Origin of the sequence: Spirillospora sp. NPDC052242 (assembly GCF_040679555.1) — a bacterium.
Taxonomy (GTDB): Bacteria; Actinomycetota; Actinomycetes; order Streptosporangiales; family Streptosporangiaceae; genus Spirillospora.
This window is the reverse complement of the sequence record NZ_JBFAUZ010000077.1, coordinates 1-21,861: the sequence shown is the minus strand read 5'-3', so window position 1 is coordinate 21,861 and position 21,861 is coordinate 1. Positions and strand designations below refer to the sequence as shown.

Here is a 21,861-nt window from a genome sequence, read left to right as displayed (position 1 = left end):
TCGAACCCAGTATCGCCCACGTTTCCCCAGGTCAGAGGCCTGCTCTCGCAGAGAGCGGGCCTCTTGTCGCTGTTCGGCCCTGCCGAAGTAGTCACGAGTTCGCTGAGGCATCACTGCAGGTCAGCCGCCCGCCGGTGACTCGGACCGCGCGTGCTGGGGCTCGTGGGGCAGATCTGGGGCGCGGATCTTGCCCCAGCTCGAATGTGGTCAGCTGGTTCGGCCTCAGGCTGGTCACTCGTTGTGTCGGCGAGACATGTGCTCTGCCGTCACTCCGGGCGCGACGGGCCTGCATCGCCGCAGAGCCTGCCACCGGTTTGACCTGGCCCGATGACAGTGTGTTCGTGTATTGCCCTCCTGTTGCGCGTGGACATCTCTTCTCCCTGATCCTGGACGTCAGGGGGATGCCAGTATTGGTGTTCACTTGTGACCGCGGGGGCCACAGCCACCAACTGGGAGGAATTTGGGAGATCATCTTTCTCCCACCCGAATGAGGTCACCAGATCGTTCCGTAGAGATGTCACTCTCTGTGCACCATCAGTGATGCTTCAGGGTGCTGGGACTTCGGGGTGGGCGGCCTCGTCGCGGGGGATGGGCGGTGCTCGTCGCCCTATCTGTCTCTGGACCAGGGGCGAGGACCGCGGGTACGGTGCTTGCCACTGGTCGTGCCAGGTTCTCGGGCACCGGGCGAGCACGTGCACGAGGTCCGCACCGAGGTTTTCGGTGGCGGGCAGTTCCTCGAAGCGTGAGCCGAGGCCGGGCGCACAGGGCTTTGATCGTGATGTGGTCATGGGCCACGGTGTGCGACCTGCGCCTGGGCTCGCGGGTGCCCGAGTGAACGTATCGGCCGTCCGGCAAGCGCTTTGGACGAGCGTCAACGTCGGCCACGTGGCGGGCCGCGACCTCAGCGGGTCAGTTCCGGGTCGAGCCGGCGTCGTCGGTGGCCCTGAGGGCGGGGATAGCTCCTGCCTGGCAGACATCCCTTCTGTCCCGGTGGGCCAGTAATCGAAGCGGACGATGTCGTGGGGACGTTTCGTCGTCCTCCCGGCAGGGCCGCAGCGAGACGTGCGGTTCGGTTATCGGTGCGCGGGTTCCGCTGTGGGTGCCGATCGAGGATTCCGTCGCGCTCATCGCGCCGGCGCGCGGGGGGAAGACGCAGTAGGTCGTCATTCCCGCGCTGCTGGATTGGCCGGACGGCCCGGCGCTGGTGACGTCCGCGCGCACCGACGTGCTGTACGCCACGGCGGAGCTGCGGCCGGGGCCCGTGCAAGTCCTAGACCCCTACAACGTGTCGGGGTGGCCGCATCAGTTGCGGTGGTCGCTGGTGGACGGCTGCGCCGACTTCGGTGTCGCGCAGCGCCGCACCGAGGCCCCTGGCCGCCGCCCCCCACAGTGACCAGGGCACCCGCAACGGCGGGTACTTCGTTCACAACGCCAAGATCTTGCTGTCGTGCTGGCTGCACGCCGCCGCCCTCGAAGGGCTCGGCACGCGCGATGTCGTCCGGTGAGCGTCCAGCCCGTCCACGCGCGACCCGTTCCACATCCTGGCCGTGCGCGGCCGCGGCGATCTGGCCCGGGCGCTCGCGTGATGTACGAGGGCGACCACGAGGAGCAGCGCGCGTCCTGGAAGACCGCGTTCCAGCCGCTGGCCGGGATGCTCAACGACCGGGTCGCCGGCACCTTCGGCTGCCCGCCCGACGAGTCGCTGTCGATCGACCGGTGGCTGGTGGGCGGCGGCACCGTCTACCTCATCGGCGAGGACGACGACGCCTCCCAGCTGTCGCCGCTGCTGGCGGCGTTCGGCAGGGCGATCACCGACACCGCCAAGCACCGCGCCGCACGCGCCACCGGTGGACGTCTCGATCCGCCGCTGGGGGTGTTCGGCGACGAGATCGCCAACTGCCTGCCGCTACCCGAGCTGATGTCGCTGGCGGGCGGGTTCGGCATCTTCATCCTGGCCAGCCTGCAGAACCTCGCGGCCGCCGAACAGCGCTGGGGCCGGCTCGGCGTGCGGCAGATGTTCGCCAACGCCACCGTCAAGCTCGTCCTCGGCGGCGTCGGCGACCCCCGCGAGCTGAAAATGCTCTCCGAAGTCATCGGCGACCAGGACCAGACACAGCTGTCGGTCTCCCCAGGACGACCGCCGCGTCCAGCTCAGCACCTCCACTCGCCGCAACCTCATCCTCGACGCCGACGCACTGCGGACGATGCCGGAGGGCACTGGGGTGCTCATCCACCGCACCACCCCGGCCACCCGCGTCCGGTTCGTCCCGGCCCACCGCGGACCACGCGCCACCGACATCGCCGAAGCCACCCACCGCGCCCTGCAGAAGGTCACCGCCACCACCCGGGCGAAGCCATGACGTCACCACCGAGCCCCGACGACCCGGGCGCGCTGCTCCAAGCGATCCAGGAACAGATCGCGGCCGTCCTGCAGAGCAGGCGCGAGGACCTGGCCGCGCTGTCCGGACGCCTGGCGGCCGTCGAACAGCGGCTCGCCGTCCCCGACGCCGACCGCGTCCCCGGCACGCCCATCGTGTGGGGGCGTCTGGACGCCACCGACTACGACGAGCTGTGGCCGCGGTTCGTCGACTGGGTTACCTGGCTCGCCGACACCTACGAACTCACCCCCGACCAGCTGCCCCGCTGCTGGCAGCACCACGGCGGCGTCGTCGCCGAACTCACCGACCTGTGGACCGGCTACCTGGCCGCCCACCACCCCGCCAAAGGCGGCACCGGCCCGGCCCCCTACCAATGGGGCGACGCCCTCGGCCGCGCACTCGAGCGCATCCGCCGCACCTGGCTCGGGGACTGCACCACCGGCGTCCACACGACCAAGACACGACCGTCATGGGCCAACGACACCGCCTACTAGGACGAACTCCAGCAAGTGCAGCAGCCAAGCTCAGCCCCGTGAACCACCGCTACCCACCGACCACGCCAACGAGGAGGCCAACATCGTGAGCAGGATGCAGATCCCCGTCGAGGACATCGGCCCCGAACTGATCGGCTACCGCCTCGAGACGACCGACACCAACGGCCACCGCGTCGGCGTCCGCCTCGCCCGCTACGAGGTCCTCACCATCGACGGCGAACCCATCTACCACCTCATCGCCGACCCGGCCCCCGTCGTGGTGAAGGTCCGCGAAGGCACACCCCTCACGGTCGCAGCCCAAGTCCCCGGTACCGTCCCGCCCACCGCCCGTCCATCTGCCGCTACACCGAACACCGCCCACCCGCGCACGGCTCCGCCCGCCCCACCAGCTCCACGACCCGAAGCCGCACAACCCCAGTAGCCACCACGCGTAGGGCGGGCTGGCGCCAAACCACCCGCCCTACATTGCGCGTTGCACCCTCCGGCCAACCACAGCACCTCTCCCTCCATCTGCCTCACGATCCGGTAACACTGCCCATCAGGCGGGTTTGCCAAGATCATCCACCGGGGAAGGATTCACGTCCTTTCTTTGTCACGTGTTACTCATTGAAGTCGGCCTGACACATTTATCTCTTCCCGACTGCATTACTCCAGCCCCTTAATGAGAGTCAATATTCGTTCCCGATCTGTGATCATGTGACCTACTTCACATTTCGAAGATCGTTGCGAGATCTTCCGCTCCTGCGCCAGTTCGGGCTAACTTTACGCCGCTCTTACTGTTTCTTTACCCGTCGAGGTCCTCATGCCGCTGCGCTGGGCCGGCGAACGCACGCGCCGTCCGTTCTTTTCTGGCTGGTTGTTCGAACGGGGCCGCCACTGGTTTGCCGTCGGCCTGGCGCTGTCGCTGTGCGTAAGCCTGCTGCAGGCGCTGGCGTGGGTGGCACCGTCTCCCGCGGGCGCGGACGAGCCGGCGAGTGACCCGACGACCGCCTCAAGCAGTGCGGCGACGGAGGAGAAGGCCTCGGATCTGGCGGTGAAGACCGGTGATCGGGTCGAGGTGCTGTCCAAGCGGGGTGAGCACCGCACCGTGGAAGCGTTGCCGGACGGCAAGTTCGAGGTGACCGAGCACCTGCGGCCGGTCAGGGCCCGCGTGGACGGTGAGTGGAAGCCCATCGACCTGGATCTGTCACCAGCGGACGGCCGCTTGGAGCCGGGAGCGTCGACGGTGGGGCTGCGGTTCTCCAATGGTGGGGACGAGCCGCTGGCGGTGATGGAACGTGCCGGTCGCACGATCTCGTTCTCGTGGCCGACGGAGTTGCCTGCACCGGTGGTGTCGGGGGACGTCGCCGAGTACCAGGGTGTCCTTGGCGAGGATGTCGATCTGCGGGTGAAGGCGCTGCCGGACGGGTTCACCCACACTCTGGTGGTCAAGACGGCCGAGGCCGCCGCCGATCCGCGGCTGGCGGAGCTGGCGTTCGGGCTGGAGAGCACCCGGCTGAAGATCTCCGAGAACGAGGCGGGGGTGCTGACGGCGGCCGACACTGGTTCGGGGTCGGCGGTGTTCGAGGCGCCGCAGCCGATCATGTGGGACTCCTCCGGCGAGCCGGTTCAGGTGGCTAAGCAGCAGGCTGGGGCGAGGGCAAGCGCTGCGGAGGGACCGGCGGAGGGTGCGAAGACGGCCCAGTTGGATGTTGAGGTGGCCGGCGGCACGCTGACGCTGAAGCCGGATCAGCAGATGCTGACGGCGCCCGACACCACGTTCCCGGTGTTCATCGACCCGGTGTGGACGACGAGCAAGGCGTCGAGCTGGGCGATGGTGTCGTCGGGCTGGCCGGACCAGCCGTACTACAAGTTCAGCGGTACCGAGGGTGTAGGCCGCTGTTTGATGGCCGATGACTCCCGCTGCGTGAAGGACCAGACCAAGCGGCTGTTCTACCGGATGCCGCTGCCGTCGCTGAAGGGCCGTTACGTCGAGAAGGTCGAGTTCGTCGCATGGGAGACCAGCGCGTACGACTGTGACAGCCCCACATCGGTGCAGCTGTGGCGCACGAGCGCTCTGGTGTCGCACGCCACCTGGAACAACACGGTCGGCACATGGGGCAACGGCGGTGCGTGGGGCGAGCATGTGGCGTCACGGGACGTGGCGTACTGCTCCAGTACCCCGGTGGAGTTCAGCAGCCCGTTGCTGCGCGACCACGTGCAGGTTGGCCTCGACAAGGGCTACGGGTCGATGACGTTCGGGCTGAAGGCCTACAGCGAGTCGTCGATGGCCTGGTGGAAGCGGTTCGCCGACGACGCCCACCTGAAGATCCAGTACAACCACCCGCCGCAGCAGCCCGACACCGACACGATGCGCGCCAACCCTGGCGGCCAGTGCGTGGACACGCCCGGCGCCCAGACGGTGAACGCCATCCCGACCGTGTACTCCTACCTGCATGACAAGGACACCGAGGATGCCCGGAAGGTCAGTGCCCAGTTCACGCTGCACTGGGCGGACAAGGCCGACGGGTCGGACTGGGGCGAGAAGTGGAAGAGCACCCTGCAGGGGCCGCTGACGTCGGGATCGCAGTTTCAGATGAAACTGCCGTCCACCATCCCGCAGAAGAAGCTGATCGGGTGGGGTGTCCGGGCGTGGGATGGCGCGCAGTTCGGTCCGTGGAGCTACGCCGGGGCTCAGACGGGCTGCTACTTCTACTACGACACCTCGGTCCCCGGTGAGCCGACCATCTCCTCCACCGACTACCCGGGCGACGGGATCGGACGTGGCGGTGTGGGGGAGACCGGCAAATTCGTCATCGCCGACGCCAAGGGCGTGGCCAGCAAGTACAAGGTCACTCTGAACGACACGCTGGTCAAAGAGGTGGCGACCACCAACGGCGCCCCCCAGGTGGTGGAGCTGGCCCCGACTCGGGTGGGCCCCAACACCGTGTCGGTGGAGGCGTTCGCGCCCTCACATCAGAACGGCCCGAGCCGCTCGTATGAGTTCCATGCCAACACCGGCGCCGACCCGGTGGTGCGGTTCCCGATGGACGAGGCGGCCGGAACGACCGAGGTGACCGCAGCGGGCCCGGGACGGCCGGCATGGCTGCGCGGCGGAGCCACCCTGGGCGCCGCTGGCAAGAACGGCACCGCGCTGGATCTGAACGGCGAGTCCGCCTATGCCGAAAGCCCCACACCGGCCGTCGACACCACCAGCAGTTTCACGGTGGCGGCGTGGGCCAAGCCGACCCGATACGGGATGGAGAACATCCTGGCGCAGAACGCCGCCTTCCAGAGCGCGTTCCAGCTGGGTGTCGCCCCCGAAGGCAAGCCGGTGTTCAAGAAGCCGTCCACCGACACCAAGGACGGTGGCGGCGGCCAGTGGCAGCAGGCCATCGACGACGTCTCGCTACCGATCGGTGAGTGGAGCCATCTGATCGGTGTCTACGACAAGACCGCTCAGCAGCTGCGGCTGTACGTCAACGGTCGCCTCGAGGCCACAACGAACGGTGTGACCGCACCGCTGGAGTCCCACGGCGCGCTCCAGATCGGCCGCAGCCTGTACAACGGCACCTACCCGAACGCCTGGCCGGGCTCGATCGATGACGTGCAGGCATTCGGCCAGGCCCTCACCACCGAGCAGGCCGCGCACATCCACGCCGGAACCGTCCCCGAGGACGCTGGGCTGGTCGCGCACTGGAACATGAACGAGGCAGTGGGCCAGCCGCGGGCCTACAGCACGGTCGCCCCGTGGAAAGCGACACTGCACAACGGCGCCACGCTGGGCGCCCAGGGGCGTACCGGTACCGCCCTGCAGTTGGACAACGCGACCAAGCAGTACGCCGCGACCGAACGTCCCGTGATCAACACCCTGGAGAGTTTCGCGGTGTCGGCGTGGGTGAAGGTGGACCCATCGGCCACCTCACCGAGCAAGAACTTCACCGCGGTGTCGGTACGCGGCGAGGTCAAGAGCGGTTTCTACCTCAAGTACGTCGAGCCGATCGATGACAAGCCCGCCCGCTGGGTGTTCGCCCGGACCGCGCACGACAGCACCGAGGCAGGCTGGTTCCAGGCCACCTCCGAGGATCCTGCCCTCGCCGGTGAGTGGACGCATCTGGTCGGGGTGTACGACGCGGTCACCCGAAAGCTGAAGATCTATGTCAACGGTGAAAAGGGCGTCGACAGCCCGGTGGTGACATCCCAGTGGATGGCGACCGGTGGTCTGGAGATCGGGCGGTCGCAGTGGGACTCGAGTGACTTCGACCACTGGTCCGGGCTGATCGACGACGTTCGGGTCTATGACCGCGTCCTCGCCACGGACGAGATCGGGAAGATGACCACCCAGGATCCCGTCCTGGAAGCCCGCTGGACGCTCAACAAACAGCCGGTCAACGGCAAGGTCGACGGGATTCCCGCCGGGGCACCCCAGTTGACCCTCGGCGCTGGCGCGACGATCGACCCCGAGGCGGGGGATTGGGGGGCACCCGACGGAGGGTTGCTGCTGAATGCCCAGGCGGGCGGGTTCGCCGAAACCGCAGCACCGGTGGTGCGGACCGATGACAGCTTCACCATCGCGGGCTGGGTCCGTAACCAAGGCCGACCACAAAACGTGGCGACCGTCTTCTCCCAAGCCGGCACCAACGCCAATTCCCTCATCGTGAAATACGTTCCGGGCGAGGAGCCGACGCTGCAAGGCCACTGGCAGGTCGAGATGCGCAACGGAGATGACGCCGCGCCTGATCCGCTGATCGCTGCACATTCGGTCTTCACCGATCACTGGTGGGATCACGTAGCCGTGGTGTACGACGCGCTGAACAACGAGGTCAGCCTGTACGTCAACGGGGAGCTGGAAGGCATCGTCGACGGCATATCCCAGGAAGGCGGGGTGTTCGGCTTCCACGCGACGAACGGCGGCCTGCAGATAGGCAGGAACAAATTCGCCGCCGCCGAATCCTGGCCGGACGCCATCGATGACGTACAGGTCTACAGCACGGCACTGAACGAGGCCCAAGTACTCGCCGTCATGAACGATCCCGAGCCTGAGGGCAGCCCCTAATTCTCCGTGGATCAAGCTCGACCTACCGAACCGATTGTGAAGTGCCGGGCATGCCCGGTCAGGGCTGCGCCGTGGAGGACGTTGTGAAGGCAGGCCGCGTGAAACCGCACCGCAGGACGCCGCACCGGGGGATGCGCCGCCGTGCTCTGATGCTGGAGCCGCGTCGGCTGGCGCGTGGCGCTGCGGTCGCAATGGCGCTGGTGATGCCGATCGGGCTGCTGTCGGTACCACCCGCGCTCGCCGAGTCGCCCTTCTCAAAGCCACCCGTCTTCGAGGACGACCGGGAGCCGGTCGCCGGCCGCGAGCTGAAGGCCCGGCCACGCAAGACTGACCCTGCCGATCCGGGGCCGGCGGCCAAGGCGACCTGGCCCAAGCCCGGCAGCGCCGAGGTCAGCGTTCCGGCCAAGGCGGACTCCGCGCGTTCGGCCACGGCCGCCGCCGCGCCGGTGAAGGCCGGTGACCTGCCAATCGAGGTGCTGGCTCCGGCCCAGCCAAAGCAGTCACGCGAGAATGTAGAGGCAGCAAGCGAGGTCCGGGTCCAGGTACTGGATTCCGAAGCTGCCCGTGGCGCGGGCGTGAACGGGATGGCGTTCACCGTGGCCCGCACCGACGCCTCGACTCCGGGCCGGGTGCGGCTGCGGCTCGACTATTCCAAATTCGAGCAGGCATTCGGTGGCGCCTACGGCGCCCGCCTACAGCTCATGCAACTGCCGCAGTGCGCCCTGACCACACCCTCCAAACCCGAGTGCCGCACCCCGATTCCACTGGAGACCGCCAACAGCGGTGAGGCGAAGACTCTGACCGCCGAGGTCGAAGCAGCCCCCGCCGCCAAGTCCGGGTCCCCTGCGGTCGCCTCGGCACAAGGCAACGCAACCCTCCTGGTAGCGGCCGCCGGCTCCGAGAGTTCCCAGGGCGACTACAAGGCCACTTCGCTGAAGGCATCGGCAACGTGGAACGCTGGTGGTAACACTGGCGGGTTCTCATGGTCGTACCCGATGCGAGTCCCACCGGTCCCCAGCGGCCTCACGCCCAAGCTCGAAATTTCCTACTCCTCGGCGAGTGTGGACGGCCGCACGTCCAACACCAACGGGCAGCCGTCCTGGGTCGGTGAAGGCTTTGATTTGTGGCCGGGATTCATCGAGCGCAGTTACAAGCCCTGCGAGGACGACGGCGCCCCCGACGATGAATGGGGCAACCCGCCCGGCGACATGTGCTGGGGCTACGACAACGCGACCGTCACGTGGAACGGTAAGGGCGGAGAGCTGATCAAAGCCTCCGACGGTACCTGGCGCACCAAGGACGACGACGGCACCAAGTACGAGAAACTCACCAGCTCGTCCAACGACATCGGTGACGACAACGAAAACGGTGACGACAACGGGGAGTACTGGAAGGTCACCACCACCGACGGCACCCAGTACTACTTCGGTCTCAACCGGGCCCCCGGCTGGGAGACGGGCAAGCCGGAAACCCACTCTGCCTGGACGACCCCGGTGTTCGGCGACGACTCGGGCGAACCCTGCCATAATGCGGCCGGGTTCAAAGACTCGTGGTGCCAGCAGGCGTACCGGTGGAACCTCGACTACGTCGTCGACACCTCCGGCAACGCCATCCTGTACACCTACGCCAAAGAGACCAACCACTACGCCCGCAACCTCAAGCCCGAGGACGAAACCCCCTACGTCCGCGGCGGCTACCTGAAGACGATCTCCTACGGGCTTCGCAAGGACGCGCTGTTCGCCAATGCGCCCGCGCAGGTCACCTTCACCACCTCCGAACGCTGCATCCCCGACGCCACGTTCGACTGCGACCCGGCCAAGATCGGCGACAACCCCGACCGCTGGTGGGACGTCCCCTGGGACCGGAACTGCAACTCCGGCCAAGAGTGCAAGGAAAACCACGGCGGCATCTCACCGACGTTCTGGTCCCGCAAACGGCTGACCAAGATCACCACGCAGATCATCAAGGCCGACGCCTCCGGATACCGGCCGGTGGACTCCTGGAGCCTGGGCCACGAGTGGGGGCTGGCGGATGCCGAGCGCGACCTGCTGCTGAAGGAGATCCAGCACACCGGCCACGTCGTCACCGGCGAGGAAAAGCCGGTGGCGTTGCCGAAGGTCACCTTCAACCCCGTCCAGAAGGACAACCGGCTCGACAAGAGCGGCGACGACATCCTGCCCTACATCCGCTACCGGGTCGGCGCCATCTACGACGAGTCCGGCGGGCAGATCGACATCAACTACTCCGAGACCGACTGCTCTCTGTCGGATCTGCCGACCCCGGAGACCAACACCACCCGTTGCATGCCGGTGATCTGGACACCCCCCGGCCGCGAAGACCCCATCACCGACTGGTTCCACAAGTACGTGGTCACCAGCGTCACCCAGGTGGACCGTACCGGCCTGTCGCCGAACATGACCACCAAGTACGAGTACGTCGGTGACGCCGCCTGGCACTTCGACGATGACGACGGCCTGACCAAGGAGAAGGAGAAGACCTGGTCGCAGTGGCGCGGCTATGGCCACGTCCGCACCTTCACAGGCGACCCCGCCGACCCCGCCACCCAGACCGACACCTACTACATGCGCGGCATGGACGGCGACCGCAAGACCAAGGACGGCGGAGAGAAAACGGTCACCGTCTCCGACGGCGAAGGCGGCACCCACACCGACCACAACGCCCTCGCCGGATTCGCCCTCCGGACGGTCAAGTACACCGAGCCGGGCGGCAGCATCTACTCCAAGACGGTCAACACCCCCTGGCGGGTGCAGACCGCGTCCCGCACCCGCTCGTGGGGCACCGTTACCGCGAACGTGGTCGCAACCGATACCACCCGCACCTGGACGGTCAAGGACGGCGGCGGCTGGATCGAAACCAAGACCGACAACACCTACAAGAACTCCGGTCCCGGCGTCGGCCGCATCACCTCTAGCAACAACCTCGGTGATGTCACCACCGGCGCCGACGACAAGTGCACCCGCACGACCTACGCCGACAACACCAACGCGTGGATGGTGTCGTTCCCGTCCCGGATGGAGACCGTGTCGGTGCCCTGCACCGCCACCACTGACCGGCCCGCTCATGTGGTCTCCGACGCCCGTACCCACTACGACAACGGTGGATTCGGCGCCGCCCCGACCAAGGGCGACGTCACCAAGGTCGAAAAGCTCGCCGACTATGAGGGAACCACACCGAAGTACGTCACCCAGACCGCCACGGTCTACGACGCCTACGGCCGCCCGACCAAGGTCACCGATGCCCTCGGCCAGTCCAGCACGACCACCTACACCGACACTCACGGGCTGAACACCAAGGTCGTCGCGACCACCCCACCGGCCGACCCCGCAAACCCGGCGACGGCGCTGACGACCGAAACCCATATTGAACCGGCGTGGGGCGAGACCGTCACCGAGATCGACAAGTCCAACTACAACGCACGCACCGACCTGGTGTACGACCCGCTGGGCCGGCTCACACAGGTGTGGTTGCCCAACCGGGCAAAGGGCAGCAGCACCGACCCCAACCACGCGTTCGAATACCGGGTCACCGACGGCGAGATCGTCACCGTCACCTCTAAGGGCTTGACCGAAGACGGCGACGAGCGCCTGATCAAGATCGAACTACTGGACGGGTGGCTGCGGCCCCGCCAGACACAAACCCCCACCCATGCCACCGAAGCCGGTGAACCACGGCGGCTGATCAGCGACACCTTCTACGACAACCGCGGCCAAGCCGTCAAATCCTACGCTCCCTACCTCGCCAACGGTGTACCCGAAAGCGAACTGTTCGGTGTCGGAACCCCTGGTGCCGTCGAAACCCAGACCCACACCGAATACGACGGCCTGGGTCGCAAGACCGTCGAACGCCTCACTACCGGCAACGGGGAACAGCCGGAACAGGAGCTGTGGCGCACCACCCACAGCTACGGCGGCGGCAACCGCTTCTCGGTCACCCCGCCCAACGGCGGCACACCCACCACCGAGATCGTCAACGCCCTCGGCCAGGTCATCGAACGCCGCCAGTACAAGGCATCCACTCCCACCGGCGACTACGACGCCACCCGGTTTACCTACACTCCCGCAGGCGAGATCGCCTCGGTCACCGACCCGTCCGGGAACGAGTGGACCACCACCTACGACTTGCGCGGCCGCAAGATCCAATCGACCGACCCGGACGCGGGCACCACCACCCACACCTACGACGACCTCGACCGCCCGGTCTCCAGCACCGATGCCCGCGGCAAGAAACTGTTCACCTCCTACGACGGCTTGGACCGCAAGACCACCGTCCGTGAAGGCGCCGCCGACGGCACGACGTTGGTGTCGTGGACGTACGACACCGCGTCCTACGGCAAGGGCAAACTCGCCTCCGCCACCCGCCACACCCCCGACGGGAGCTACACCAACCGCATCCTCAATTACGATTCCCTCGGCCGCCCCGTGACCACATCCACCACCATCCCTGCTTCCCAGGGGCCGCTCGCGGGCACCTACTCCCAGCGCACCACCTACAAACTCACCGGCACCATCGCCAGCGAGGTGCTGTCCGTCGGTGGCGGGCTGCCCCGCGAAAGTCTCGTCTACACCTACGACGAATACCTGCGTCCCACGCAGGTCACCAACACCGACGGCACCGTCTACGTAAACAACACCCAATACACCCCGACCCACAAGCCCGCCTTCATCGAACTCGGGGCTGAAGGCAAGCGCATCTGGCAGACCTACGCCTACGAGTACGGCACCCAGCGCCTCCAAACCGCACGCGTCTCCCGCCAGAACCTCGGCTACGCCCGCAACGCGGTCTACCACTACACCGACTCGGGCAACATCACCTCGATCACCGACACCACTACCGACGGTGTCGACAACCAGTGCTTCACCTACGACCACCTCCAACGCCTCACCCAGGCCTGGACCCAAACCACCAACACCTGCGCGACTGAGCCGACCGACGCGGTAATCGGCGGCCCTGCCCCGTACTGGCACACATTCGCCTACGACAAAGCCGGCAACCGCACCAACGAGACTCGGCACGGCATCGGCGGCGAAACCGACACCGTCCGCACCTACACCTACGCCCAACCCGGCAACGGCAACCGCCTGGAAACGGTCGCCCACACCGGCCCCACCGGCGTCCGTACCACCGGCTACGGCTACGACGCCACCGGCAACACCACCTCCATCACCACCGCCGAAGGACCCACCAACAGCACCCAGACCTTCGACTGGAACACCGAGGGCGAACTCGCCAAGGTCACCGAAAACGGCAACGACGTCACCTACATCTATGACGCCGACGGCAACCGCCTCATCCGCAAAGACCCCACCGGCACCACCCTCTACCTCCCCGACGGCACCGAACTCCACGCTCCCGCCGGCTCCACCACCGCCACCGGCACTCGCTACTACACCTTCGCCGGCCAGACCGTCGCCATGCGCACCTCCGACGGCACCGTCACCTACATGACCGGTGACCACCAAGGCACCGCACAGCTCGCCATCGACGCCACCACCCAGCAACTCACCACCCGCCGCTTCACCCCCTTCGGCATCATCCGCGGCTTGGACGAAGACGCGACCTGGCCCAGCGACAAGGGCTTCCTAGGCGGCACCCAGGAACCCACCGGACTCACCCACCTCGGCGCCCGCGAATACGACCCCGAAACCGGCCGCTTCATCTCCGTCGACCCAGTAATGAATCTGGGCGACCAGCAGTCCTACAACGGATACGCCTACGCCGAAAACTCCCCCGTTACTTACAGCGATCCCACAGGCCGCACCAAATGTGACGTCGGAGTCTGCCCCACCCCCGAACAAGCCCGCTGCGCCCCACAACTCGGCGGCTGCACCGACACCGACCGCGACGGAACCCCCAACGGAATCGCAAGCCCCAGCGCCATCTACCACGGCAGCCGCTCGGGATCGAACCAGAGCCGCACCATCGGACCGGCCAGCGTAATCAGGGTGCCCCAAAAAATCAACATTACCGTCTTTGTGCAGCGCTTCTATGAAAATCGAACTCAATGGCTGCACAGTCCAGTAAAGGCCGACATTTTTGCCGCGAAAGCCGCATGCTCATCGATGAGCGACTGTGTCGATAGTAAATTGATGGGTCTGCTAGTCGCGGCTTGGTTTGAAATGTTCGGAGGAGTTCAAGCCGTCGTGGGCGGCAAGGGGACCGGCGGCCTTCTCCCCAAGATGGCCCGAAGGGATTCAAAGACCGGCAAAATGGTGCCGGCGACGAGGCTGAACAAAATCATCGATGATATTGCCTGCCTCAGCAGCTTCGTGCCCGACACCAAAGTGCTCATGGCAGATGGCAGCACGAAAGAAATCCGGGATGTCAAGGTTGGCGACAAAGTGTTGGCCACTGATCCTAGAACTGGAGAGTCCAGTACTGAATCCGTTCTAGCCACCATTGCATCGAAGGGCGACAAGAATCTCGTCCAAATCACCGTCGACTCCCGCACTTCCAACAGCTACCTTGCGACATCAACCGGGGACAACAAGAGCGGCCCCCTGATCCACGCGCCCAATACCTCCAAGACCGGCCTCATCATCGCCTCTAACACCCATCCCTTCTGGGTGGTCGGCGCTATCTCCCAATGGATTGATGCTGCCGAACTTCGGCCGGGCATGTGGCTCCGCACCAGCACCGGCACATATGTTCAGATAACCGCCGTCAAGCACAGTACATCGACTAACCAACGTGTCCACAACCTCGCCATATCCAACCTACACACCTATCATGCGCTTGCCGGCCGAACACCGATCCTCGTCCATAACTGCAACACGCTAACTGTAAGCCAACTTAAGGGGTTGGCGATGAACATCAGAAACGCCGGAAATAGCAAGGTTTCGCGAAGTATGAGGACGATCGCGGTAGCCCAAACCATAGATGGTACACTTTATGCAGGATCCAGCAATGGCTTCGACAAGGGCATGAGAGCAAAAGCAAAGGAACTTGGTATCAATCTCGTACCTACTTCTCGAGGGAAGCACGCGGAAGAAAATCTGCTAAAATGGATAAACCCTAATACCATAATGCGCGTAGGCACCTACAAGAGGGCCCCATGTGGACCTAAGGAGCATAATTGCTCCGCTCAATTGCGCGGCCACAAAATCCCTGCAGGATAAGAGAGGATCATATGGGAGACTTCGACTCGGCCATCGACAATTTTGCCCAGCGAGTAGAGGCTCTGAAGTCAAGGCAACAAGTAGCCTTTTTCGTCATCACCGCGAAAGGATTGCTGCCCCTCATTGACAGTACACACAAAGGAGAAGGCGGAGAGTATGAAAGAATATCCAGAATTTGCAATACGCTGGCGTCTTATGTCGCAAATGGTCAAGCCTTTGAGGTCGATAGCCTGTCAGCGGAACTGGAGAGTTTCGCCTACGAAGGGGGCGGAGTGCCGGAATCCGAAAGCACCTACATGCAGGACATATTGGCCTGCCTAGAGGGAGCCATTACTGCTGCAAGTTCACATGATACTCCGGAAGGAGCCTTGCTTGAATATGCCATTAATCCAATTTACTCGTCGCTATGCGAGAAAGAGTTCGGAGTATTGGATATTGGAGACTCCGCAACGGAGTTGGCTTGGCGGTCACAACTAACCGAAAACCCGTTTATGGCTGCAGCGCTCACCTATATTGATCAATTGATTCATCGCCTGGAAGGCGATAATCATATGGGCATTGACGAACTAGAGGAGTGGGGACTCCGGGGCAGGGTACTCAGTCGCTTGGTCTATTGATGAGCAGAGTTGACCGGCTGGCAAGCATTTCTGCCGGTCCAGTCGGCTGGAGCCCCAAGCCCGTGCGGTCCTGGAGTTGATTCGAGTGCAGGCTGTTGCGGCAGCTGACCAAGCGGCTGCTGGAGTTGGGTAGGGCGAGATCACCGACCATGAGCGCATCCCTGCTCGGTAGATTTGTTCACGGTCGGCATGATGCTGCCTAATTCACGGCACGACCTTTATGTTTTCGGCGCTTGACACTCTTGGCAGCTTCGCTGTTGCACCGCTATTCCGTTGCTGCCGCCAACGGTGTCGCCAGACCCGCCTGAACTTCCAATACGGCTTTCTTCACCGCAAGGCCGACGCTCGTCGTCCTACCGCGCCTACTTGCGTCCACGCTGGGCGAAAGGCGCCGCGGTTGATGGCAGGCCACCCTTGGGTGTTCTACCTGGTCATCCGCCAACCACTGAAATCGGCCCAACGTGACCAGCAAGCGCCCGGGTAGAAGGCAGTGTTATACGTGCTGCCGCTGCATTATGGTGACCGCATCACCCTGAACTGAGAAGCGATCACCACCTAACCCACAGACCTGCAGATAGTCCTGCCAGACAGAAAACCATGCAGCCCTGCAGCCCCTCGATTTAGAGTGCAGATCCACATCGAAGAACGATATTTCCGTCGAGCCTGATTCCATATGCTGGATCGCTCATTTCTGCTGACGTCTTATCGAGGTTCCGTCGAGAGATGTGTGCGAGATCGCAACCTTGGCTCACGAGGTCTTGGAGGGTGGTATGGAGGTTGTTGAGGGCGGTTAGGGTCTGCTGTTCGGTTCGGGTGCGGGTGTAGCGGGTTGTGAGTTCGTTGAGTTCGTGCCATTCGGTGGCTGCGGTCGGCGTGGTTGGGCGGGGGCCGAGGGGGTCGGCGGCCTCGACCCGGTAGTCGTGGCGGTAGGCGGCGATGGCGGCGACGAGTCTGGTCCAGGCTTGTTGGTCGTGGGAGGTGGTGGGGCGGGGGCCGAGGTGGCTGAGCCAGGGGCGGGTGCGGGTGATGCGGCGGGCGGTGCTGTTGCGTCCGGTGCGGTGGTGGGTCTGGCGGTGCCGGCTTGTGGGGTGTTCGGGTGGCGTGGGTGGGGTGGTGTTTGGGTGTAGGTGTCGATGTGTTTGAGTTCGTGGCTGGCCATGGTGGCGGGTTGCTGGTGGGTGAGTTTGTCGCGCATGAGCTGAATGACTTGGGTGCGGCGGGCGTCGGGGGTCATGGCTTGCCATTGTTGGAGGGTGATGTCGATGGTGAGGGTGGTGGCGGGTTGGAAGGTGTGGGCGGTGATGCGGTCGCGGCTCATGCCGGTGTAGAGGGTGGCGCGGTTGGCGTCGAGGGAGTAGAGGCTGACGTGGTCGGCGGTTTGGCCTTGGGCTTTGTGGACGGTGGTGGCGTAGCCGTGTTCGAGGCCGCCTGAGGCGATGTAGTCGGCGTCGATGCGGGTGGTGCGGGGTTGGTTGTGGGTGTCGTGCCAGGTGAGGGTGATGTGGTGGGCGTGGGGGTCGACGTGGGTGATGATGCCGCGGGTGCCGTTGAGGAGGTCGGGGCCGTCGCCGTGGCGGTAGGTGTTGGTGCGTAGGAGGACGACGTCTCCGGTGGCGAGGGGGATGTCGTGGCCGTGGTGGGTGGGGAAGGTGGTGTCGGGGCCGGTGAGGTGGCCAGCGTGGCGGGCGAGGGCGCGGGCGGCGTGGTTGAGGTCGTCGACGTCGTCGTTGTGGTGGGCGAGCATGAGGGTGCTGGTCATGCGGTGGTGGGGGTCGGTGTGGTGGTGCCGGTTGGTCCACCAGTCGTTGAGGGTGGCGAGCTTGGCTTCGTGCGGGGTAACGGTGACGATGAGGCGTCCGCTGTCGGCCCAGAGGGTGAGGGCTTGTTCGTGTTCGCGGTTGCGGAAGTGTTCGAGGGCTTGGCGTTCGAGGTGGTCGGTTTGGCGGCGGTTGATGGTGAGGTGGGGTCCGCCGTGAGGTCGTGCTGGATGGTGAAGGCGCCGCCGACGCCGGGTGAGGCGAGCTGGTGGGGGTCGCCGATCTCGACGATTTTGGTGCCGGTTCGGGTGGCGTGGTGCAGGAGGGCGGCCAGGTCGCGGGTGTCGGTCATGGCGGCTTCGTCGAGGATGAGGACGTCGATGCCGTGCGGGCCGTCGCCGTGTTCGATGAGGGTGAGCCAGTAGGCGACGGAGGCCGATTGGGGGAGGCCTGCTTGGGTGCCGAGGTGGTGGGCGGCCAGGGCGGCGGTGGAGGAGCCGGCGACGGTGAGTCCGGCTGCTTCCCAGGCGATGCGGGCGGCGGCCATGATGGTGGTCTTTCCGGAGCCGGGGATGCCGATGAGACGGTGTCGATGGCGTGTCCGGCGGTGACCAGGCGGGTGTAGGCGTGGCGTTGTTCGGGGTCGAGGGGGTGGCCGGCGCTGGTCTGGTAGACGTCCAGGGCGAGGGCGGCGACGGCGGGGGCGACCGCGGCCAGGCCGGCGTTGAGGCCGTTGGTGGTGGCGGCGACGATGGCGTGTTCGGCGTCCAGGACGTCCTGGGTGGTGTAGCGCTGGTTGTTGGCCATGTGCGCGGGGCCTTTGCGCGGCATCTGGGTGATGTCGTGGTGGTCGAGGAGCCGGTCGGTGAGGGTGTGGAGTTCGGTGAGGTCGGCCAGGCCGTGGGGGAGTTCTTCGCAGATGCGGGCCATCATGTCGCGCTTGCGGAACGCGGTGGAGTGGGACGTGAGCCCGTGGTCGGGGTCGAGCAGGACGTCCGCGAGGGCCGCGAGGTCGGGTGCGGCGGTTTCCGGCTCGTTGGTCGCGGTTTCGGGGTGTGGTGGGCCTGGCCGTGGGCTGTCGGTGGGGTTGGGTGCGGCGTCGGGTGGTGGGGGTTGAGTGCGGCGTTGAGGATGGCGGCGGGGTCGAGTCCGGCGGTGCGGGCTTCGGTGGTCCAGGCGTGGTGAAGGTCGGCGTCGGCGGCTGCGGTCAGGTGGGGGTCTTTGCTTTCGCGGGTGCGGTCGGCGGCGCGGCGTTTGGCGGTGGGGGTGGCGTCGTCCCAGGTGGTGCCTTGGTGGTTGAGGAGGTCGCGGATCTCGGTGTCGCGTTTGGACCAGAGGGCGAGGAGGCGGTCGGGGATGCCGGTGATTTCCCAGCGTCCGGTGCGGTCGCTGCGGGTGAAGCGGAGTCCGTGGCGTTGGGTGAGCAGGTGGCGGGCGCGGGCTTCGGCGTAGGCGCCGGCGAGGTGGACGTGGTTCATCAGGTCGCGGCCGCCGGCGGCGATGGTGCTCCACTTGTCGTCCTGGGCGCGGGCCATGTTGGCGAGGGTGAAGTGGACGTGCCAGTGGGGGTCTCCGGCGCGGGACGCGCGGTGGGTGGTCATCCATCCGGCAAAGCCGCTGGTGGGGACGGTTCGGGCTTGTCGGCCGTCGCCGTGGTGGCTGCGCATGGCGTAGGCGGTGTGGTGCTCGAGGAGGGCGAGGGCGTCCAGGGAGGCTTGGCGGAGGCAGTCTTCGATGCCCTCGGCGATGGGTTGGGGAGCGAGTGCGGTGAGCGCGCTGAAGGACTTGTGGAAGGTGATGGTGACGTCGTAGCCGCTGTTGCCGACGGGCACGCGTTCGTCGGCGTGGGAGAGCGCTTCGACGAACGTGGGGCCGTAGACGCCGTGGGGGTCGAGGTCGGCGCGCTTGAGCAGGACGGCGGCTTTGTCGGCGGGGATGCGGGCTTGTTCGGGACGCGCGTGTACTTGGCGGCGCAGGCGTTCCCAGGTGGCGCGTTGCCGGTTGCTGGTCCACAGGTCGTCGACGTTGATCCCGCGCGCTCGTGCCGTCTGCTCGATCGCGATGACCAGCGGGAGCCCGCGGACCTTCGCGTGGTCGGGGACCTGTTGTTTGACGGGGACGAGCGGGACGAGGGAGTGCGGGTGACGTCCTTGCATCAGGGCTCGGGCGGCCGGGTACTGGGACTCGTCCAGCACCATGCCCGGGGTGATGCCGAGGTCTGGCAGGCCGGATCCCACCCAGATAAAGCCGTGATGATTTGGAGCTGTGCCCAGGTCTTGACTGGGCTCGAGAGAAAAATCGAAGTGCGCGATGAGTGGGTGGATCGTTAATGTACGAGGGTGGACGAGTTGATGCTTTCCGAACGCTTCCTGGGGCGGTTCCGTGAGTTGCCGCATGGGGCACCGGACGGCCCTTCGCTTCGCGCCGCGGTGCGTCCGCGAGGTGACGAGCACGAAGAACTGCTGGTGCGATATCTGCGAGCAGGCACGACGTTTGCGGTAACGACGTCCTTCGTGCTCGACGTGCTGAGCGGTTCGAAGAGGCCCATCGCCCGGCTGGCCATACTGACCGATGGCCAGTGGTTTTGGAGCTCGGATCTGGCTCACTATGTCGAGCGGTATCACGTGCGGCTCGACCATCGGTTCGTCCGTCGGGTTCGTGCGCGGGAAGGCGATCCGCCTGCGCTCAGCGAGGCGGAGATCAAGTCGCTGACCAGCCTCCACGTCGGGGACGCCGTGCCTGAGGTGACCAAGTAGAAGCGCATTCGTCCCACGAAGGACGGAACGCCGCGTTGCCAGGGAACCGACGGGCGTCGCAGAGCCTTCGCCAATGTCCTCTCCTCACCCGGCCTGCAAGCCGTGGGGGTCAGCTCCGACCTCGGAGGCTTTCTTGCGGGGAGGTGTAGCCGGGGTCGATGTTCGTTGGGGCCTCCGCGCAGCGGAAGCGGCGGCCAGGTCGGCACCTTGTCAGTGTTGGGAGTGGGGTGCGGTGTCGGCCTCGGTGCGGTGGAGCTGGGTCACCTGTTCGGCGCACATGAGATCGCCGTCGCTCGTCTGCGGCCAAGCACGGGATGGGCCTCACCGATGGAGCTTGTGTGGAGGCCGTTCAGATAGCGGAGCGTTACCTGGTTGCTCCTTGGAGGGGTGCGAATTCTGGGAGATCAGAGGTTCCTCGACCTTCCTTGAAGGGATGTGCAGGACAGCGAATGAGTGCTTCTGACCTGGGCTGATGCTGAAAACGGTTCCTGGGTGGGGCAATCCAGTCGTGTTCACACCGAAGAGGTCACTGGTTCGAACCCAGTATCGCCCACCTCACGTTTCCGCAGGTCAGAGCATGTTCTGCGTTTGCGTCTATCGGTTCTCCGGTGACTCCTTCGCAGGCTCGGGAGCCAATCGGGGAGCCACCGGGAGACTGCTTCGGTCCCCCCAAGAGGTCACGCGGCGGTCGATCATCATTTTTCGAACTGCCGTCCTGCAGGACGGCGACGTGCGGATGTTCAAGACCGACCAGGGTGCAGCTGGGGAGATCGTTGTGGTCCCGCACGGGACGCATCCGCTCGCCGACCCGGTGGCGGTCTGGAGCGGAGTATCGCGTTGCCAGCCGAGCGTGGCGCTGGTGGTGGGCTCGACCGGCCTGGCCGCGTCGGCGACGCCATCACCTGTGAGGGCATCAACCTCAACCGTGCCGTCCGCGCCCTGCCTCGGGCCGCCGACGTGTCCCATGACTCGGGGTGATCAGTTTGGGCGCGGCGTAGAAGGAGGTCCCCCGGACTGGGACAACGGCCACGGCTTGAGCTGTACTTGGAGGGTGTCGCCCATGACCTGGGAAGTGGACACCTCGTTCACGCCTGCCGTTGGGCGATGGCTGGCGCAGTACCTCCCTCCGATTTGGCCGCAATGTTCAATGGCAAGGTTGCCCGACGCGCCGTTGCGCTTTAGACGCCGTCTCATTTGGTGAGGTGGCGGTAGCAGATGAGGGCGGCGGCGATGCCGACGAAGGCCAGGAAGTGTTCGGCCTTGCGCTCGTAGCGGCGGTGCAAGCGGCGGCAGTGGTTCATCCACGACACGGTGCGTTCGACCACCCAGCGGTGTCGGCCGAGCCGGTTGAAGGTCTCGATGCCGCGGCGGGCGATGCGCGGGACGATGTTGCGGCCGCGCAGCCATTTCCGCAGGTCGGCGTAGTCGTAGCCTTTGTCGGCGTGCAGCTTTGCCGGACGGCGGCGGCGCGGGCCGCGGCGCGACCGGACCGGCGGGATGCCCTTCACCAGCGGTTCCAAGCCGAGCTTGTCGTGGGTGTTGGCCGCCGAGATTCCGACAGAGAGGGGGCAGACCGGCACGGTCGGTGAGCAAGTGGATCTTCGACCCGGGCTTGCCGCGGTCGACAGGATTCGGGCCCGTCAGCTCCCCGTTACTTTGTTCGTGGCCCGGAGACGGGCTCCCGGTCT

At 65.7% G+C, this 21,861-nt stretch carries 10 protein-coding genes and 1 pseudogene; 7 read left to right on the top strand and 4 right to left on the bottom strand.

Going from position 1 to position 21,861, the window contains the following annotated elements; genetic code table 11:
• The first annotated feature begins 1,204 nt into the window (after positions 1 to 1,204).
• The 6 genes from AB0L25_RS38785 (at position 1,205) to AB0L25_RS38760 (ending at position 15,660) form a co-directional block, all read left to right on the top strand.
• Entirely contained in the window at positions 1,205 to 1,393 is a 189-nt protein-coding gene (locus AB0L25_RS38785; protein ID WP_500178364.1) for a hypothetical protein, read from the top strand.
• Between the two features lie 192 nt (positions 1,394 to 1,585).
• A complete protein-coding gene (locus tag AB0L25_RS38780; RefSeq protein WP_500178362.1) occupies positions 1,586 to 2,872 on the top strand; it encodes a type IV secretory system conjugative DNA transfer family protein in 1,287 nt (428 codons plus the stop codon).
• An 85-nt stretch (positions 2,873 to 2,957) separates the two neighbouring features.
• Entirely contained in the window at positions 2,958 to 3,293 is a 336-nt protein-coding gene (locus tag AB0L25_RS38775; RefSeq protein WP_500178361.1) for a hypothetical protein, read from the top strand.
• A 381-nt stretch (positions 3,294 to 3,674) separates the two neighbouring features.
• The gene (locus tag AB0L25_RS38770) at positions 3,675 to 7,907 is read left to right on the top strand and encodes a LamG domain-containing protein (RefSeq protein ID WP_500178360.1); all 4,233 of its coding nucleotides are present in this window, start codon (positions 3,675 to 3,677) and stop codon (positions 7,905 to 7,907) included.
• Positions 7,908 to 7,957: 50 nt separating this feature from the next.
• Positions 7,958 to 15,043, top strand: coding sequence for an RHS repeat-associated core domain-containing protein (locus tag AB0L25_RS38765; RefSeq protein ID WP_500178358.1), 7,086 nt, complete (start codon positions 7,958 to 7,960; stop codon positions 15,041 to 15,043).
• An 11-nt stretch (positions 15,044 to 15,054) separates the two neighbouring features.
• A complete protein-coding gene (locus tag AB0L25_RS38760; RefSeq protein ID WP_500178356.1) occupies positions 15,055 to 15,660 on the top strand; it encodes a hypothetical protein in 606 nt (201 codons plus the stop codon).
• Between the two features lie 790 nt (positions 15,661 to 16,450).
• Here AB0L25_RS38760 and AB0L25_RS38755 read toward each other — a convergent pair.
• From AB0L25_RS38755 to mobF, 3 genes are all read right to left on the bottom strand, one after another.
• On the bottom strand, positions 16,451 to 17,419 hold the full coding sequence (locus AB0L25_RS38755; RefSeq protein ID WP_500178354.1) for an ATP-binding domain-containing protein: 969 nt from the start codon (positions 17,417 to 17,419) through the stop codon (positions 16,451 to 16,453).
• Positions 17,416 to 17,991, bottom strand: coding sequence for an AAA family ATPase (locus AB0L25_RS38750; protein ID WP_500178384.1), 576 nt, complete (start codon positions 17,989 to 17,991; stop codon positions 17,416 to 17,418). The genes AB0L25_RS38755 and AB0L25_RS38750 overlap by 4 nt, the downstream gene beginning before the upstream one ends.
• 355 nt (positions 17,992 to 18,346) lie before the next feature.
• Entirely contained in the window at positions 18,347 to 19,813 is a 1,467-nt protein-coding gene (gene mobF, locus AB0L25_RS38745; RefSeq protein ID WP_500178353.1) for a MobF family relaxase, read from the bottom strand.
• Here mobF and AB0L25_RS38740 point away from each other — a divergent pair.
• The gene (locus tag AB0L25_RS38740; RefSeq protein WP_500178351.1) at positions 19,757 to 20,173 is read left to right on the top strand and encodes a hypothetical protein; all 417 of its coding nucleotides are present in this window, start codon (positions 19,757 to 19,759) and stop codon (positions 20,171 to 20,173) included. The two genes, mobF and AB0L25_RS38740, sit on opposite strands and share 57 nt — an antisense overlap.
• 1,190 nt (positions 20,174 to 21,363) lie before the next feature.
• On the opposite strand, the pseudogene AB0L25_RS38735 reads toward AB0L25_RS38740, so the two are convergent.
• Positions 21,364 to 21,861 (bottom strand): annotated as a pseudogene (locus AB0L25_RS38735) (IS5 family transposase); the annotation flags it as partial.